The sequence below is a fragment of the Sphingomonas radicis genome, from assembly GCF_051400635.1.
Taxonomy (GTDB): Bacteria; Pseudomonadota; Alphaproteobacteria; order Sphingomonadales; family Sphingomonadaceae; genus Sphingomonas.
Genome location: NZ_JBLFFG010000001.1, coordinates 1,002,047 through 1,018,944 on the forward strand (window position 1 = coordinate 1,002,047; position 16,898 = coordinate 1,018,944).

The following is a 16,898-nucleotide window of genomic DNA, read 5'->3' on the forward strand; positions in this document are numbered from 1 at the left end:
ATTATGGCGAGCGTCGATCTGAAGCTGAAGGGCGGGCGCGTGCACCTGCCCGGCGGTCCTGCCGAAGTCGAAGTGGGTGTCACTGCGGGGCGCATCGTCGCGATCGGCGACGTGGGCGACGCAGGCGAGACGATCGACTGCACCGGGCTCGACGTGCTGCCGGGCGTGATCGACACCCAGGTCCATTTCCGCGAGCCGGGGCTGGAGGCCAAGGAAGACCTGGAGAGCGGCAGCCGCGCGGCGGTGCTGGGCGGCGTCACCGCGGTGTTCGAGATGCCGAACACCAAGCCCAATACCGACAGCGAAGCGGCGATCGCTGACAAGCTCGCGCGCGCGAAGGACCGGATGTGGTGCGACCACGCCTTCTACGTCGGCGCGACTGCGGCCAATGCCGAGAAACTTGCCGAGCTCGAACGCCTGCCGGGGACCGCGGGAGTCAAGATCTTCATGGGCGCCTCGACCGGCGATCTGCTGGTGGCCGAGGATGGCGAGCTGGCGCGCGTGCTCGCGTCGGGAAAGCGGCGCGTCGCGATCCACGCCGAGGACGAAGCCCGGATGAACGCGCGCCTGGGCGAGCGGGTGGCGGGCGATCCCGCCTCGCACCCGGTGTGGCGCGACGACGAGAGCGCGATCCTGGCGACGCGGCGGATCCTGCGGCTGGCGCGTGAGGCGCGGCGGCGGATCCATGTGCTTCACGTGACTACCCCCGCCGAGCTCGAGCTGCTGGGGCAGCACAAGGATATCGCCACCTGCGAAGTCACCCCGCAACACCTGACGCTGGCGGGCGAGGAAGCCTATCCGACGCTCGGCAGCTATGCGCAGATGAACCCGCCGATCCGATCGCGCGCGCATCGCGAAGGGTTGTGGAACTGGCTGCGCCAGGGCGTGCCCGACGTGATCGGATCGGATCATGCGCCGCACACGATCGAGGAAAAGGCCAGGGAATATCCCGCGAGCCCGAGCGGCATGCCCGGCGTCCAGACGCTGCTGCCGCTGATGCTCAACCATGTCGCCGAGGGGCGGATGACGCTCCAGCGGCTGATCGACATGACGAGCGCGGGGCCGCAGCGCGTGTTCGGGCTGGTCGGCAAGGGGCGGATCGCCGTGGGCTATGACGCCGATTTCACGGTCGTCGATCTCAATGTGCGCTGGACGATCGAGGAAAGCTGGCTCGCGTCGCGCTGCGGCTGGTCGCCGTTCACGGGCATGGCGCTGACCGGCAAGCCGGTAGGAACGATCATCCGCGGCAACCGCGTGATGTGGGAAGCCGAGCTCGCCAGCGCTGCGGCGGGCATACCGCTGCGGTTCGAGGCGGTCGAGTTCGGCTGATCAATCCTAAGCATACTACTGCCGTTCGCCCTGAGCTTGTCGAAGGGCGTCTATCCGCGGGCGAACCGCGTTCGGCTAGCGCCCTTCGACAAGCTCAGGGCGAACGGGGTAGGGACTAAGCCGCGCGGGCGCGATCCCGGCGCGGAGCAGGCGGAGCAGGTTGCCGCCCATCACCTTGCGGATTTCGTCGGGCGTGAAGCCGCGGTCGACCAGCGCCTGGGTGACCGCCACGAGTTGCGACGTGTCGAAGCCGGTGGTGACTGCACCGTCGAAGTCCGATCCCAGCCCGACGTGATCGACGCCGACGAGATCGCGGACATGCGCGATCGCGCGGGCGATCTCGGCGGGTGCGGTCGAGCAGATCGCGGCATCCCAATAGCCGATGCCGATCAGCCCGCCGGTGCGCGCGATGCCGCGTATCTCGTCGTCGGTGAGGTTGCGGTTGACCTTGCAGGTGGCCTGCACCCCGCCGTGGCTGGATACCACCGGGCGGCGCGCCATCGCCAACACTTCGGCTACCGACTGGTGGCTCGAATGCGCGACGTCGACGATCATGCCGAGCGCTTCCATCCGCTGCACCACCTGTCGGCCGAGCGGGGTGAGCCCGCCCTTCTTCACGCCGTGCATCGAGCCGGCGACTTCATTGTCGAAGAAATGCGCGAGACCCGCCATGCGGAAACCCGCAGCGTGAAGGCGATCGAGGTTCTCGAGCTTGCCTTCGAGGTTCTGCAGCCCCTCGATCGAGAGCATGCTGCCCACGGTCTTCCGTCCGGCCGTGCGCTCGGCGAGCAGCGTATCGAGCACCGCGGGCGTGCGGATCACGCGGAGCTGGCCGCCCGACGCTGCCGCAGCGCGGTCCAGCTTGGCCGCGTGCCATAGCGAGCGTTCGAGCAGCGAGTTCCAGGTGCGCACCGGCTGGAGCTGGGCAACCGTGAGCAGCGTGATGTTGTCGCTGTCCGCATCGTTCGAATCGTAGTTCTGGTCCTTGGGCGTCTTGGTGACCGAGGAGAAGATCTGGAGCGCGACATTGCCCTCGATCAGCCGGGGCAGATCGATCTGGCCGCGGTCGGAGGCTGTGAGCACGCTGCGCTTCCAGAGCAACGTGTCGCCGTGCATGTCGGCGATCTGGAGCGACGCGTGGAGCGCGCGGGTGGAATCGGTCACGCGCGGCATCGGGCTCGCCACGACCTTGTTCATTCCGCTTTCGACCAGCCCCGGGGCGATCAGGAAGAAGATGGCGAGCGCCGCGCCCACCAGAAACCCCAGACCCCAGGCGATCTTCGCTTTCATCCCACCCGCTCCAGCGTCACGAAGCTATAGGCAGGGCGCCCCGCTTCTTCCGCGAAATCCTCGCGCGCAACTTCACGCCATTCAACCCCGAATGGCGGAACGACCGCGTCTCCCTCGGGTGCGGCATGGACTTCGGTGAGCTCGATCCGATCGGGCGTGAACAGCGCGAACACTTCGGCGCCGCCGATCACCGCCACTTCCCCTTCACCCGCGAGCGCAAGCGCTTCGGCCGGGCTGTGCGCGACTTCGGCCCCGTCCGCGCTCCAGTTATGATCGCGCGTGAGGACGATGTGCCGGCGGCCGGGAAGCGGCGATGGGAAGCTCTCGAAAGTCTTTCGGCCCATCACCATCGGCTTGCCCATCGTCTGCGCCTTGAACCGCCTGAGGTCGGCGGGGAGGTGCCAGGGCAGCTTGCCGTCGCGGCCGATCACGCCATTGTCGGCACGCGCGAGGTGGAAGGTGATGCGCTGCGCCATCAGCGATGGTCGCAGCGCATCAGCGCCTCGGCCTGATCGGTGGCGACGCCGGCAGGCGGGGCGTCCGAGAGGCGGACCTGATAGAGCTGGGGCCACATCTTGCCCGTCACGAAGATGCGCTTGGCGGCGGCATCATAGGCGATGCCGTTGGGCACTTCGTCCACGCTCGGCGCTGGCGGGCCAAGCGCCGCCACGTCGACGAAGGCCTTTACCTTGCCCGTGGCGGGATCGATCCGCGCGATCAGATCGGTGCGCCAGATGTTCGCCCAGATTTCCCCGTCGATCCATTCGAGCTCGTTGAGCTCGTCGACCGGGCAGCCGGCGGCGGTGACGGTGAGCGTCCGCTGCTGCGCCTGAGTCTCGGGATCGAGGAAGCGCAACGTGGGCGTGCCGTCGCTCATGATCAGCGACTTGCCGTCATGGGTGATCCCCCAGCCTTCGCCCTGATAGGCGAACTCGCCGAGCGGGGCGAAATCCTTGCGCGCGTAGATGAAGCCCTTCTGGTCCTTCCAGCTCAGCTGATAGATGCGATCCTTCCAGCCGGTGATCCCCTCGCCGAAATAGGGCAGCGGCAGATCGCGCTGGGCGGTGACCTCGCCGGTTTCGAGCGTCACCTTGCGGATGCCCGAGGTGCCTTCCTCGCCCGTGCCCTCGAACAGCGCGCCGTCCGCGAAGAACAGCCCCTGGGTGAAGGCGAGCGAATCGTGCGGATAGCTGCGCACCACTTCGACCGACTGGACCTGCGGCGGAGCGTCAGCCTCGCCGCGCGCGAGGAACAGCCAGCCGGCGATGAGGAGCAGGATCACGGCGAGGGCGAGCCAGAGCAGCTTGTTGCGCATCACCCCTCAGACCGCCACCGGTGCCTTGATGTGCGGCTGGGCCGCATAGTCGTGGATCACGAAATCCTCATATTCATAGGCATCGATCGACGGCGGCTTGCGCAGGATCTCGATCCGGGGGAGCGGTCCGGGCGCGCGGGCGAGCTGCTCGCGCGCCTGATCGAGATGGTTCGAATAGAGGTGGCAATCGCCCCCGGTCCAGACGAACTCGCCGGGCTCGAGTCCGGTCTGCTCGGCGAGCAGATGGGTGAGCAGCGCGTAACTGGCGATGTTGAACGGCACGCCCAGGAAGATATCGGCCGAGCGCTGGTAGAGCTGGAGCGAGAGCTTTCCGTTGGCGACATGGCACTGGAAAAGGCAGTGGCACGGCGCCAGCGCCATCGCGTGGAGGTCGCCCGGGTTCCACGCCGAGACGATCATCCGGCGCGAGGCGGGGTTGGTCGTGAGCGTCTCGATCAGCTCGGCGATCTGGTCGATGTGGCGGCCGTCGTGCGCCTCCCAGTCGCGCCACTGCTTGCCATAGACGGGGCCGAGCTCGCCGGCTTCGTCGGCCCATTCGTCCCAGATGCTCACCTTGCGCTCCTGCAGCCAGCGGACGTTGGTGTCGCCGCGCAGGAACCACAGCAGCTCGATGATGATCGAGCGCAGGTGGAGCTTCTTGGTGGTGAGCAGCGGAAAGCCCTGGGCCAGATCGAAGCGCATCTGGTGACCGAACACCGATCGGGTGCCCGTGCCGGTGCGGTCCATCGTCTCCGCGCCGTGATCGAGCGCGCGCTGCATGAGGTCGAGATACTGACGCATAGCGCGAGCCTAGCGGTGACCGGGCCCCGCGCCAAGCACTGCAGGCTTTGCTCCGGAACGGATCGGGATGCGCTTCGTGCGACAAGCTGCCCGAGTCATGTTCGGCCATGCCTCTGCTCCAGCCATGCGCGAGGTCGCGACACCTCACCGACGCCGGGGCGGCCGGGGCGTTCTTCGCGCCGCTGGCACGGCAGCGCACCGAGACGGTGGCTTATGCGTATCTGGCGCGCGACCACCGGTTGCTGGGGCTGCGGCACACGCGATCACATGCGCAGGATCATGTCGCGCTCCACATCCGTGAGGTTGCCGCACATGCGCTGGCGCTCGATGCCGCGGCGGTGGTGATGGCGCACAACCATCCGAGCGGCGATGCCACGCCCAGCGCGGCAGACCGCGAGGCGACGCGGCTCCTCTCGCGCGCACTGGCGACCCTCGAGGTGCGGCTGCTCGATCATCTGGTGATCACCGCGGGCGGCGTCACCAGCTTCCGGCGGCTAGGGCTGCTCTGAGCCCTTGCTCGGATCGACTCGGGCGGGCACCGCGGTGGAGCCCGATCGGCAGGTCTTGATCGTGCCCGGTTCGGGCCGGGGCCCGCGCGCTTCGAAAACCGCGAAATAGCCGCCGGCGGAGGGCATCGGCCGCATCGAGACGAGCTGATAACCGACCGCGCCGAACTCGCACTTGAGCAGATCGGGCGGGGTGCCGTGGTTCTGCGTCGGGCGATCGGCGTCGACCACGATCACTTGCCCGTCCGGCGTCAGCGACGGGCGCAGGCGCCAGAGGAATTCGTAAGGGGACGCGATCTCGTGGTACATGTGGACCATGAACACGCGGTGGAAGCTCGCCTCGGGCAGCCGCGGATCGGCGGGGAGGCCAAGCCGGACGCTGACATTGTCGAGCCGCTCCTGCAGCACGCGCTTGCCGAGCGTCTCGATCACTTCGGGAACGATGTCCTCGGCGACGACGCGCCCTTCCTCGCCCACGCGCTGGCCGAGGCGGATCGTGTAATAGCCCTCACCTGCGCCGATGTCGGCCACGGTCATGCCGGGCTTGATCCCGGCCAGGTCCATCACCTGCTCGGCTTCGTTGAGCCGGTCGCGCGCCTCCTCGGTCGACCAGCGCGACGAGACGATCGTCGCCACCGGTCGGTCGGCCGCCGGAAAACCGGTTTGCGGCTCGCGCTTTTCCGCGTTCTCGGCCCGCGTCCCACCCTCGCATGCTGCGAGCAGCAGCAGCGGGAGCAACATCCAGGCGCGAGCGCGGGCTTGCCTCAATCGACGTCCTCCACCTCGACCGTTTCGCCGGTCACGCGCTGGGATAGCGCAGCTGCCATGAACGGGTCGAGAGCCCCGTCGAGCACGTCACCCGGCGCGGTCGAAGTCACGCCGGTGCGCAGGTCCTTCACCAGCTGGTACGGCTGGAGGACGTAGGAGCGGATCTGGTGGCCCCAGCCGATGTCGGTCTTGCTGGCGTTCTGGGCATTGGCCGCGGCTTCACGCTCGGCCAGCTCGCGCTCGTACAGGCGCGCGCGGAGCTGGTTAAAGGCCTCGGCCTTGTTCTTGTGCTGCGAACGCTGGTTCTGGCACTGGACGACGATGCCGGTGGGCAAGTGGGTGATGCGCACCGCCGAATCGGTGGTGTTGATGTGCTGCCCGCCCGCGCCCGATGCGCGATAAGTGTCGATGCGCAGCTCGCTGTCGTTGATCTCGATGTCGATATTCTCGTCGATCACCGGATAGACCCATACCGAAGAGAAGCTGGTGTGGCGCCGCGCCGCGCTGTCATAGGGCGAGATGCGCACCAGGCGGTGCACGCCGCTCTCGGTCTTGGCATAGCCATAGGCGTTCTCGCCCTTGACGAGCAGCGTCGCCGATTTGATGCCCGCCTGCTCGCCGGCGTGATAGTCGATCAGCTCGACCTTGTAGCCGTGGCGCTCGGCCCAGCGGGTGTACATGCGCTGGAGCATGCCCGCCCAGTCCTGGCTCTCGGTGCCGCCGGCGCCCGAGTTGATCTCGATATAGGTGTCGTTGGCGTCGGCCTCGCCCGAGAGCAGCGCCATCACCTTGTCCTTCTCGGCGCGATCGGCCAGCGCGGCGAGCGCGGCGGTGCCGTCCGACGCCATCTCCTCGTCGCCCTCGGCCTCGGCCATCTCGATCAGCTCGGCGGTGTCGTTGAGCTCGGATTCGATCGCGCGCGTGGCCGAGACCGCCTCGTCCAGCCGGCGGCGCTCGCGCATCACGTCCTGCGCCTGCTTGGCGTCGTTCCACAGCGCCGGGTCCTCGACGCGCGCGTTGAGCTCGTCGAGCCGCCGCAGCGCGCGGTCCCAGTCGAGCGAGCGCCGCAGCAGCGCCAGCGCGCCGTTGATCTTGTCCACATATGCCTGCGCTTCGGCGCGCATAAATTACTCCGGATCTTCGTTCTGCCGCCGTTCCCCCGGGCAGGAAGCATGCTCGCCGATGAAAGGAGAGAGTGATCCCGGGCCCGCAGACTTGGCGGTGGTGAGCCTATATAGGTGCGGCGCTAGTAGATTCCGCCCTCGCGTTGCAAGAAGTCGCTGTCGCGCGGGCCTTCGGCCTGGGGAGCAGCCTTCTTCTCGACCTGCTTGGCCTGTTCGGCGCGCTTCTCTTCCTCGAGCGTGCGGCGCTGGCGGCGCGGCTCGACCGCGGGCTTGAACGCTTCCCAGATCACCGACGCGAGCGGCTCGTTGCTCGGCCAGCCGGCAGTCACCGGGCGCCCGCTGCCGCGATCGACGCGAATCATGCGGGTGCCTCGCGGTGCCGTGAAGGGCAGCACCTCCATCCCTTCGAACGCCGGAACAGCGAACTGCTTGAAGATCGGCGCGGCGATCGATCCGCCCTGCGCATAGCCGCCGAGATTGGTGGGGCTGTCATAGCCGAGGTAGAGGCCCGCGATCATCTGCGGCGCACCGCCGACGAACCACACGTCGGTGGGGCCGTTGGTCGTGCCGGTCTTGCCCATCAGCGGCCGGCCGAGATCGCGCAGCACGGTTGCGGTACCGCGCTGGATCACGCCTTCGGTGATGTGGACGATCTGATAGGCGCTGATCGGATCGATCACCTGGCGCGTGCGGGCGACCGGGCGCGGCATGGGGCCGCCGTTCCAATCGGGCGCGTTGCACCCGTTGCACGCGCTCCAGTTCTCCGGCCAGATCACCTGGCCGCGGCGGTTCTGGACGAAATCGATCAGCGTGGGATTGAGTGCGCGTCCGTGGTTCACCAGGATCGAATAGGCGTTGACCATGCGCAGCACCGTCGTCTCGCCGGCGCCGAGCGCATAGCTGAGATAGGGCGGGTATTTCTGGCGCGACACGCCGATCCGCTGGATCAGATCGACGACGTGATCCATGCCGATCTGGTTGGCGACTTGAATCGTCATCAGGTTGCGCGACTGCTCGACGCCCCAGCGCAGCGTCTTCGGGCCGGCGCCGCGCTGGTTGCCGAAGTTGCGGAAGCATTTGTTGCCCAGACCTGCGCCCTGCCAGACGCAGAAAGGACCGTCGACGACGATCGAGGCAGGGTTGAGCCCCTGTTCCATCGCCGCCGCATAGACGATCGGCTTGATCGTCGAGCCCGGCTGGCGCTGCGCCTGGGTGGCGCGGTTGAACGACTGGATGCGCGAATCGAACCCGCCCTGCATCGCGAGCACGCGGCCGGTGCGCGGATCCTCCACCACCATCCCGCCCGAGACGCGCGGGATGCTGCGCAGCGCATAGCTGCCGCCGTTGGGAGCCACCACGATGATGTCGCCGGGCTCGATCGCGGCGAACGCCTCGCCGCCCTTGCCGCGCACCGGCATCGTCGCCGCCGAGCGCGGCAGCGTGCCGGTGCTGCCGTCGTCGAAGCCAATTTCCCAGCTGTTCCCCTGCCGCTCGATCGCGACGGCGGCGCGCCAGTCCTCGTAATCGACGCCGATGTTGGTGTTGAGGAAAGGCTGGAGCCAGCCGCGCGAGATGTCGAGCGGCTTGGGCACCAGCGATCCGCTCCACCCACGGCCGCGATCGTAGCGCAGCAGGCCGTCGCGAAGCGCTTTCTGCGCGAATTTCTGGAGGCGGGGATCGAGCGACGTGCGCACCCACAGCCCGCCCTGATAGACGCTGTAGGGGCCGGTCTCGCTGTTCTCGCCGAACTTGTCGAGCAGCTGGCGGCGGACTTCCTCGATGAAATAGCCGCCCACCCGCTCGTAGCGCGGAGTCTGGCGCGGGATCGTGCCCAGCGGCGCGGCGGTCGCCGAGTCATGCTCGGCACGCGTGATGAAGCCGTTCTCGAGCATCTGCCCGAGCACCCAGTTGCGCCTTTCGAGCGCGCGCGCCTCGTAGCGCTCCGGCGCATAGTTGGCCGGGCCCTTGGGCAGGATCGCGAGATAGGCCATTTGCGGCAGGGTCAGCTGATCGAGCTCCTTGCCGAAATAGGCGTGGCTCGCGGCTTCGACGCCGCCGGCGTTGCGGCCGAGCTCGATCGAATTGAGGTAGAGCTCGAGGATCTGCTCCTTGGTGAGCGTGTCCTCGATGCGCCACGCCAGGATCGCTTCGCGCAGCTTGCGGACGTAGCTGACTTCGTTGCCGACCACTAGGTTCTTGGCGACCTGTTGGGTGATCGTCGATGCGCCCACCGGGCGGCCGCCGCTGGTGAGGTTGTTGATCACCGCGGAGACGATGCCGGGGATGTCGACGCCGTGATGGCTGAAGAAGGTCTTGTCCTCGGCCGAGAGGAAGGCGTTGACCAGCTGCTTGGGATATTCGGGATAGCTGAGCTGGACGCGGCGCTCGCGCGCATAGCTGTGGATCGGCGTTCCGTCGGCCGAGCGGACGTTGGTGGGCAGCGGCGGCTCGTAGGAGCGCAGCTTGTCGACGGACGGAAGGTCGCGTGCGACGAACAGCCATAGCGCGATGATCATGAGCAGGCCGAGCAGCGCCAGCCCGCCGAGAATGCGGAACCAGCGCCGGTGCCACAGCCGCGCGAAGAATCCGCCCAGCTCGCCGAAGTCGCGCTTGAGGCGCAGTTTTACGTTGGAAATCGTGCCGTCCGCCATGCGGGGTGCGGTGTAGCAGGATTGGAGACGGAAGAAAGCCGCCCAATTCGGCTGCCGACATGGTGCGTCGCTTCTCTATCCTCCCCCGCCAGGGGGAGGTGTCAGGCGCAGCCTGACGGAGGGGGAGGAATCACGCCGCTCATGTTCTGGCATCCGCCCCCTCCGTCGCCTTCGGCGAGTGTCAGGTCGGATCGTCCCCCGGACGATCCTTGACCGTGCGGGGCACGGTCAACCTGACACTCCCCCTGGCGGGGGAGGATAGGGTTAGGAACTGCCTACCGCGCAGCCATGCGGGTGGCGAAATGGATCTCGACTGCCTTGCGCACGCTCTGCGCCACCTTGCGCTGGCCTTCGCGCGAGGCGAGGAACCCGGCGTCGCGGGAGTTGGAGATATAGCCGGTCTCGAACAATATCGAGGGCAGGTCGGGCGCCTTGAGCACCATCAGCGACGCCATGCGGTGAGGATTGGCCTTGAGCGGGATCAGCGGCTGCGCCTCGCGGCCCAGCAGGCGCGCGAAACCGGCCGAGGCGTTCATCGTCTCGCGCTGGGTGAGATCGAGCAGGATCGAGGCGATGTCGGCGCTCTGTTCGTCCACATGCACGCCGGCCAGGGCATCGGCCTTGTTCTCGCGGGCGGCGAGCCGGGCGGCTTCCTTGTCGGACGCGACTTCGGAGAGCGTGTAGATGCTCGCGCCGGTCGCCTCCGGATCGCCGGCGCTGTCGCAATGGATCGAGAGGAACAGCTCGGCGCCCAGCCTGCGGGCGATGCTGTAGCGCTCCTGGAGGATCAGGAACCGGTCGTCCTCGCGAGTGAGGGCCACGCGGACGCGTCCCGAGGCGAGCAGCGCATCCCGGATCGCGAGCGCGGTTTCGAGCGTCAGGTCCTTTTCCCGCAGATCGCCCGAAGGGGCGACCGCGCCGGGATCGCGCCCGCCATGGCCGGCATCGATCACCACCAGCGGCCGGCCGGGCTCGCCGTGGATCCGCGGAAGCCGCGCGGAGGCAGCGCGGCGCGGCACCGGAAGCGAGACGCTGTACGGATGCCTGCTCGCCGGCTGGAGATAAGTGAAGGGCGGTAGGAAGCTCAGCCGGCGCTCGGCCGCGGCGCGGGCGAAGCGCGTTTCGTCGGCGGTCGCCAGTTCGAGCGTGAGCGTGCGGCCGTCCCCGCCGAAGTCCCCTTCCGTGACGATCGCGGGGCGTGCGAGGTCGAGCACGATCCGGCCCGCCGAGCCGAGCAGGAACCCGCTCGCGCGCGCCGCCGGCTCGTCGAACTTGATCGCGATTCCGTCGCCGGTCACGCGGACCTGCTGCACGATTCCCGCCCAGCTCGGGGCTCCGGTCAGCCAGCCGGAGAGAAGGGCGAGCAGCATCAGCACCCACGCGATATGCCGCGCGGGGAGGCTGACGGTCCAGCCGAAATCCGCGTTGGCGAACCTTGCGGAGCACAATCATATCTTGCGCGTAACAAGTTGATCGCGATGGAGTTGCCGCATCGCCCGCCCGATGCTAGGCAGTCTGGGCTCCCCTTCTTGTGCGGGAGCGTATTCGCGGCCACATCTACCGCGACAGTTCAGGTTGACGCTCGCATGAGGCACTTTCCCCACCGTCCGCTCCGCCAGGCCTTTGTGGCCGGCCGTGCGGGTGTGGCGGAGCTCCCGGACCACGCGTCCGGGCGTGCCCTTCGAGCAGCAGCATATTTCGAAACCTGCGAGACCGCAGCCGGACGTTCCGGCCCAGGCCGCACCATATATCGCGCGCACGCGCTTCAGCCCTTTGCGGATTCAGGCCGGCGCGCCCGGAGAACAATAAATGACAATGCGTATGCTGATCGACGCACGCCACCGGGAAGAGACCCGCGTGGCGGTCGTCAAGGGAAATCGAATCGAGGAGTTTGATTTCGAGAGCGCCGAGCGCAAGCAGCTCAAGGGTAATATCTATCTTGCCAAGGTGACGCGGGTCGAGCCGTCGCTCCAGGCCGCGTTCGTCGATTACGGCGGCAATCGCCACGGCTTCCTGGCCTTCAGCGAAATCCACCCCGACTATTACCAGATTCCCAAGGAAGACCGCGACGCGCTGCTCCGCGAGGAAGCCGAGCATGCCGCGCAGGAAGCCGCGCTTCGCGCCGAGGAAGATGCCGACGACGAGCACGGCGAGCACGAAGAGGGCGTAGAAGTCCTCGAGCGCCCCGTCGACGACGAGGACGGCGAAGGCGAAGCCGAGACCGGCGAGAGCGAGGACTCCGGCGAGGGCCGCGGCCGCCGCCGTCGCCGCGGCGGCGGCAACGCCGACGAGGCCGACGCGCTGCGCGCGCGCCGCATGAACCTGCGCCGCCGCTACAAGATCCAGGACGTGATCCGCCGCCGCCAGGTGCTGCTCGTCCAGGTCGTCAAGGAAGAGCGCGGCAACAAGGGCGCGGCGCTCACTACCTATCTGAGCCTCGCCGGCCGCTACTGCGTGCTGATGCCCAACACCGCGCACGGCGGCGGCATCTCGCGCAAGATCAGCTCGGCGGCCGACCGCAAGCGCCTCAAGGGCATCATGGCGGACCTCAAACTGCCGCCGACGATGGGCTGCATCGTCCGCACCGCGGGCCTCCAGCGCACCAAGACCGAGATCAAGCGCGACTTCGACTATCTGGCGCGCCTGTGGGACGAGATTCGCGAGAACACGCTCCAGTCGACCGCGCCCGCGCTGGTCTACGGCGACAGCGATCTGATCAAGCGTGCGATCCGCGACATCTACAATCGCGACATCGACGAGGTGATCGTCGAGGGCGAGGACGGCTATCGCCAGGCGAAGGACTTCATGAAGCTCCTGATGCCCAGCCACGCGCGCAAGGTGAAGCAATATGCCGATGCGGTGCCGCTGTTCCAGCGCGCGCATGTCGAGGATCAGCTCGCCGCGATGTATCACCCGGTCGTCCAGCTCAAGTCGGGCGGCTATCTGGTGATCAACCCGACCGAGGCGCTGGTCTCGATCGACATCAACTCGGGCCGCTCGACGCGCGAGCACAATATCGAGCAGACCGCGACCCAGACCAATCTGGAGGCCGCGCAGGAAATCGCGCGCCAGCTCCGCCTGCGCGACATGGCGGGCCTCGTCGTCATCGACTTCATCGACATGGATCATGGGTCCAACGTCCGTAAGGTCGAGAAGGCGATGAAGGAGGCGCTGAGGAACGATCGCGCCCGCATCCAGGTCGGCCGCATCAGCGCCTTCGGCCTGATGGAGATGAGCCGCCAGCGCCTGCGCACCGGCGTGCTCGAAGCCTCGACGCGCCAGTGCCCGCATTGCGAGGGCACCGGGTTGGTTCGCACCGCTTCGTCGGCTGGTCTTTCTGCACTGCGCCTGATCGAGGACGAGGCCGCGCGCGGCCGAGGATCGCAGATCACGCTGCGCGCCAGCCAGGAAGCGGCCTTCTACCTGCTCAACAAGAAGCGTTCCGAGCTCGCCGAGATCGAGGATCGCTACGGGGTGACGATCGAAGTCACCTCGGATGGTGAGCTCGAAGGCGCACGCATGTCGGTCGAGGCTTCGGGCCCGCCGCCGGCGCATGCGCCCAGGATCGAGCGGCTGATCGAAGAGCCCGAAGACGACTATGTCGAGGAAGCCGACGAGCTCGAGGAAGAAGAAGAGGAAGCCGAGGCCGAAACCGAGACTCGCGAGCGTCGGGCCGACAGCGGCGAAGGCGAGGGCGGCCGCAAGCGCCGCCGCCGTCGTCGCGGACGCGGACGGCGCGGCCGTGAGGGCGAGGCCGGCGAGGGGACGGAGGCCGAAGCCGCCGAAACCGCCGAGGAAGAGGACGAGGCACGCGAAGCCGAGGCCGGGACCGACGAACGTCCTGTCGAATCCGAGGGCGACGAGGACGAGGGTGGCCGCAAGCGCCGCCGTCGTGGCCGCCGTGGCGGTCGCCGCGGTGCGTCGCAGGCCGAGGAAGCCGTCGCCGAGGCGGCAGGCGTGGCCGAAGGCGAGGGCGAGCCGGTGAGCGATGTCGTCGCTGCCGCCGAGCCGGAAGCCGAAGCCACTATTGAGGCCGAGGCGCCCGCGCCGAAGCGCCGCCGCAGCCGCAAGAAGGCCGAGGCGGAAACCGAGGCCGTTGCCGAGACTCCCGTCGCGGAGCCTGCGCCCGAGGCGGAGGCCAAGCCCAAGCGCTCGCGCCGCAAGAAGCCTGTCCTGAGCGAAGCCGAAGGGGCCGAGCCCGCGGCGGAGGCCGTTGCCGAAGCGCCGGCAGCGATCGAAGCGCCGGCTGCCATCGAAGCAGCGCCTGCCGACGAGGAGGCACCCGCGCCGAAGCGCCGCGCCAGCCGCCGCAAGGCTGCCCCGGCGCCCGAGGCTCCCGCGGAAGCCGAGGCCGAAGTCGCGCAGGATCTCGCGCCCGCCGAAGCCGAGGCGGAAGCGGCGGAAGCACCCGCCGAATCCGAGGAGCAGAACGAAGACGGGTCGCCGCGCCGCGGCTGGTGGCAGCGGACCTTCGGCGCCTGATCGTGCCGGGGGAGCGGACGGGCGCAAGCCGCTTCCGCTCCCCCGCACGAGGTTTCACGCGCCGTTCATCGGGGCTGTCCAAGGGCGTTGCCGGCAGGAGAGTTTGAGACGATGATCCCGCGCATGAAGCGCCTATGGCCTGTTTCACATAGATTGGACCAAAGGTCCGTTCGCCCTGAGCTTGTCGAAGGGCGCGTCGCCGCAAGCGAGATGCATGTGGAGAGTCGCCCTTCGACAAGCTCAGGCCGAACGGGGAAAGGACGCGGCTCGATCTCGATAAGGCGCGGCTTCGCCACCTTGCTGGCCTTGATCTGCCTGATGTGCTTCGCGGCACGTCCGGCAGCGGCCCAATCGATCCTGCGCGATGCCGAGACCGAGGCGCTGCTCTCGGACATGGCGCGCCCGCTCGCCGAGGCGGCGGGGCTCGCGCCCAACAATTTCCGCGTGGTGCTGGTGCACGACAAATCGATCAACGCCTTCGTCGCGGGCGGGCAGATCGTCTACATCCACACCGGCCTTCTCGATGCGGCGGACACCGCCAACGAAGTCCAGGGCGTGATCGCGCACGAGATCGGCCACATCGTCGGCGGCCATGCCGTCTTCCAGCGCGACGGCGGCTATACCAATATCTCGCTGCTCAGCCTGCTGCTGGGTGCCGCGGCGATGGCCGCGGGGTCCGCCGAAGCCGGCATGGGCGTGCTGATGATGGGCCAGCGTGCCGCGATCGGCAAATATCTGGCCTTCAGCCGCGTGCAGGAATCCTCGGCCGACGCCGCCGGCGTGCGCTTCCTCAACACCGCCGGGATCAGCGGCAAGGGGATGCTGAGTTTCTTCGACAAGCTCACTGCCGAAATGCACCGCTACGGCTATTACCGCACCAACCCTGAGGTCGATCCCTTCGCCCAGACGCACCCGATGTCGGCCGATCGCGTCCAGACGCTCAAGGCCGATCTCGAAAATGCGCCGAGCTGGAACAAGCCGTTCGATGCGGATATTGAGGTGCGGTTCAAGCGCGTCCAGGCCAAGCTGCGCGGCTATGTCAACGAGCCCGAAGTCACGCTGCGGCTCTATCCCAAGAGCACCCAGTCTATCGCTGCCCATTATGCACGGGCCTATGCTTACCATAAGTCCGGCTACCCGGATCAGGCCGCGGCCGAAGCCTCAGCACTCGTACGGGCCGATCCGCATGACCCTTATTTCCTGGAGCTCGAGGGGCAGATTCTGCTCGAGTCGGGCAAGCCCGTCCAGGCGTTGGAGCCGTTGCGTGAAGCCACGCAGCGCTCGAACAACCAACCGCTGATCGCCGCGACCTTCGGCCATGCGCTGCTCGCGACCGAGGATCCTGCGCATCTTGGCGAGGCCGAGAAAATACTCCGCCAGGCCGTCGCGCGTGACAAGGAAAACCCGTTCGCATGGATGCAGCTCGGCACGGTCTATGAGCGCAAGGGCGATCAGCCGCGCGTCGCCTTGGCGACGGCCGAGCGCGCGAGCCTGATCGGCGATGCGCGCATGGCGCTGGTGAGCGCGCGCTCGGCGATGGCGGCGCTGCCGCAGGGATCGTCCGAATGGGTGCGCGCGCAGGACATTATGATGGTTTCGCAGACCGCCATCGACGAAGAGAAACGCAACGGCCGGCGGCGGCAATGATCGAGAAGCTGCTTCGCAACCCGCTGGCGCTCGCCGGCGCCTTTGTCGCATCGGCGCTGCTCGGCGCCGCGCTGTTCGCGGCGCTGCTGGCGTTGGTGCCGTCGCTGGCCGGCCCGGCAGTGCGCGGTTATCTGCTCGAACATCCCGAAGTGCTCCCGGAGGCGATGGACAAGCTCCGGGCGCGCGAAGCCGAACGGCTCGACAAGGCGCAGGAGAGTGCGCAGGCGGATGTCGCCAAACATCTCCCGCAGGTCACCAAGCCCTATGGCTCGGCCTGGGCGGGCAATCCCAACGGCGATGTCACGCTGGTCGCCTTCATGGACTATGCCTGCGGCTATTGCCGCGCTAGCCTGCCGGGCATCCAGGAGCTGCTGGCGAAGGACCCCAATGTGCGGGTGGTCTATCGCGAATATCCGGTGTTGGGTCCCGAAAGCATCATGGCCGCCCGCTGGGCGCTCGCCGCGGCCGAGCAGGGCAAATATGCGGCGTTCCACGAAGCACTCTATGCGGCCGGCAGCCCGAGCGAAGAGGTGATCGCCGAGGCTGCTGCAAAGGCAGGACTGGACAAGGCGCGCGCCAGGGCGGCGATCCGCTCCAAGCCGGTCGAGCAGGAAATCCTCGAGAACCACCGGCTGGGCAGCGAGCTGGCGATGACGGGCACGCCGAGCTGGGTGATCGGCGGCAAGCTCTACTACGGCGCGCGCGACTATGACGGGCTGGCGGCGGCGGTGGCGGAGGCGCGCAAGCCGCGGTGAGCCGGCGGACGATTGGGGCTGGTCAAATAGGATTTGATCTGCTTTTGTTCTGCAATGCGAGCGCAGCAGAATCTCTCCCTGCCCCATCCCGAGCGGCTGGACGCTCGCCTCGGAAAATGCGGGGAGGTGTCAAGCGAGTGTCAACCACCGCAGCGCCGGAATCGAGCCAAACCCGCACAAATCCGTGGTTTTTCCATCCAACCAAAAGGTTAGCTGCCGCCGTTGTTGCC

The 16,898-nt window shown here is 67.8% G+C and carries 13 protein-coding genes; 5 read left to right on the plus strand and 8 right to left on the minus strand.

Going from position 1 to position 16,898, the window contains the following annotated elements; translation table 11 throughout:
- The first annotated feature begins 3 nt into the window (after window positions 1-3).
- Entirely contained in the window at window positions 4-1,329 is a 1,326-nt protein-coding gene (locus ACMGDH_RS04605; protein ID WP_436827222.1) for a dihydroorotase, read from the plus strand.
- Between the two features lie 75 nt (window positions 1,330-1,404).
- Here ACMGDH_RS04605 and ACMGDH_RS04610 read toward each other — a convergent pair whose 3' ends face one another.
- The 4 genes from ACMGDH_RS04610 to ACMGDH_RS04625 are packed head-to-tail and all read right to left on the minus strand — an operon-like array spanning window position 1,405 to window position 4,735.
- Window positions 1,405-2,619: a dipeptidase gene (locus ACMGDH_RS04610; protein WP_436826729.1), complete on the minus strand. Its 1,215-nt coding sequence runs from the start codon at window positions 2,617-2,619 to the stop codon at window positions 1,405-1,407.
- On the minus strand, window positions 2,616-3,095 hold the full coding sequence (locus tag ACMGDH_RS04615; protein ID WP_436826730.1) for a dihydrofolate reductase: 480 nt from the start codon (window positions 3,093-3,095) through the stop codon (window positions 2,616-2,618). The genes ACMGDH_RS04610 and ACMGDH_RS04615 overlap by 4 nt, the downstream gene beginning before the upstream one ends.
- Entirely contained in the window at window positions 3,095-3,934 is an 840-nt protein-coding gene (locus tag ACMGDH_RS04620; protein ID WP_436826731.1) for a glutaminyl-peptide cyclotransferase, read from the minus strand. The genes ACMGDH_RS04615 and ACMGDH_RS04620 overlap by 1 nt, the downstream gene beginning before the upstream one ends.
- 6 nt (window positions 3,935-3,940) lie before the next feature.
- Window positions 3,941-4,735 (minus strand): thymidylate synthase, encoded by a 795-nt coding sequence (locus ACMGDH_RS04625; RefSeq protein ID WP_436826732.1) that lies wholly within the window; start codon window positions 4,733-4,735, stop codon window positions 3,941-3,943.
- A gap of 107 nt (window positions 4,736-4,842) precedes the next feature.
- Here ACMGDH_RS04625 and ACMGDH_RS04630 point away from each other — a divergent pair, with 107 nt between their 5' ends.
- The gene (locus ACMGDH_RS04630; RefSeq protein WP_436826733.1) at window positions 4,843-5,244 is read left to right on the plus strand and encodes a JAB domain-containing protein; all 402 of its coding nucleotides are present in this window, start codon (window positions 4,843-4,845) and stop codon (window positions 5,242-5,244) included.
- On the opposite strand, the gene ACMGDH_RS04635 is transcribed toward ACMGDH_RS04630, so the two are convergent.
- The 4 genes from ACMGDH_RS04635 to ACMGDH_RS04650 form a co-directional block, all read right to left on the minus strand.
- Window positions 5,230-5,982 (minus strand): class I SAM-dependent methyltransferase, encoded by a 753-nt coding sequence (locus tag ACMGDH_RS04635; RefSeq protein ID WP_436827223.1) that lies wholly within the window; start codon window positions 5,980-5,982, stop codon window positions 5,230-5,232. The two genes, ACMGDH_RS04630 and ACMGDH_RS04635, sit on opposite strands and share 15 nt — an antisense overlap.
- 23 nt (window positions 5,983-6,005) lie before the next feature.
- Complete coding sequence (prfB, locus tag ACMGDH_RS04640; protein WP_436826734.1) at window positions 6,006-7,133, minus strand: peptide chain release factor 2; 1,128 nt, start codon at window positions 7,131-7,133, stop codon at window positions 6,006-6,008.
- Window positions 7,134-7,255: 122 nt separating this feature from the next.
- Window positions 7,256-9,784, minus strand: coding sequence for a penicillin-binding protein 1A (locus tag ACMGDH_RS04645; RefSeq protein WP_436826735.1), 2,529 nt, complete (start codon window positions 9,782-9,784; stop codon window positions 7,256-7,258).
- Window positions 9,785-10,059: 275 nt separating this feature from the next.
- The gene (locus ACMGDH_RS04650) at window positions 10,060-11,160 is read right to left on the minus strand and encodes an N-acetylmuramoyl-L-alanine amidase family protein (RefSeq protein ID WP_436827224.1); all 1,101 of its coding nucleotides are present in this window, start codon (window positions 11,158-11,160) and stop codon (window positions 10,060-10,062) included.
- A gap of 433 nt (window positions 11,161-11,593) precedes the next feature.
- On the opposite strand from ACMGDH_RS04650, the gene ACMGDH_RS04655 reads away from it, so the two are divergent.
- The 3 genes from ACMGDH_RS04655 to ACMGDH_RS04665 all read left to right on the plus strand — a co-directional run bounded on the left by ACMGDH_RS04655 (window position 11,594) and on the right by ACMGDH_RS04665 (window position 16,668).
- The gene (locus ACMGDH_RS04655) at window positions 11,594-14,266 is read left to right on the plus strand and encodes an Rne/Rng family ribonuclease (RefSeq protein WP_436826736.1); all 2,673 of its coding nucleotides are present in this window, start codon (window positions 11,594-11,596) and stop codon (window positions 14,264-14,266) included.
- Between the two features lie 318 nt (window positions 14,267-14,584).
- Window positions 14,585-15,913, plus strand: a complete 1,329-nt coding sequence (locus ACMGDH_RS04660; RefSeq protein WP_436827225.1) for a M48 family metalloprotease — start codon at window positions 14,585-14,587, stop codon at window positions 15,911-15,913.
- Window positions 15,910-16,668, plus strand: coding sequence for a DsbA family protein (locus ACMGDH_RS04665; RefSeq protein WP_436826737.1), 759 nt, complete (start codon window positions 15,910-15,912; stop codon window positions 16,666-16,668). The genes ACMGDH_RS04660 and ACMGDH_RS04665 overlap by 4 nt, the downstream gene beginning before the upstream one ends.
- Window positions 16,669-16,898 lie beyond the last annotated feature (230 nt).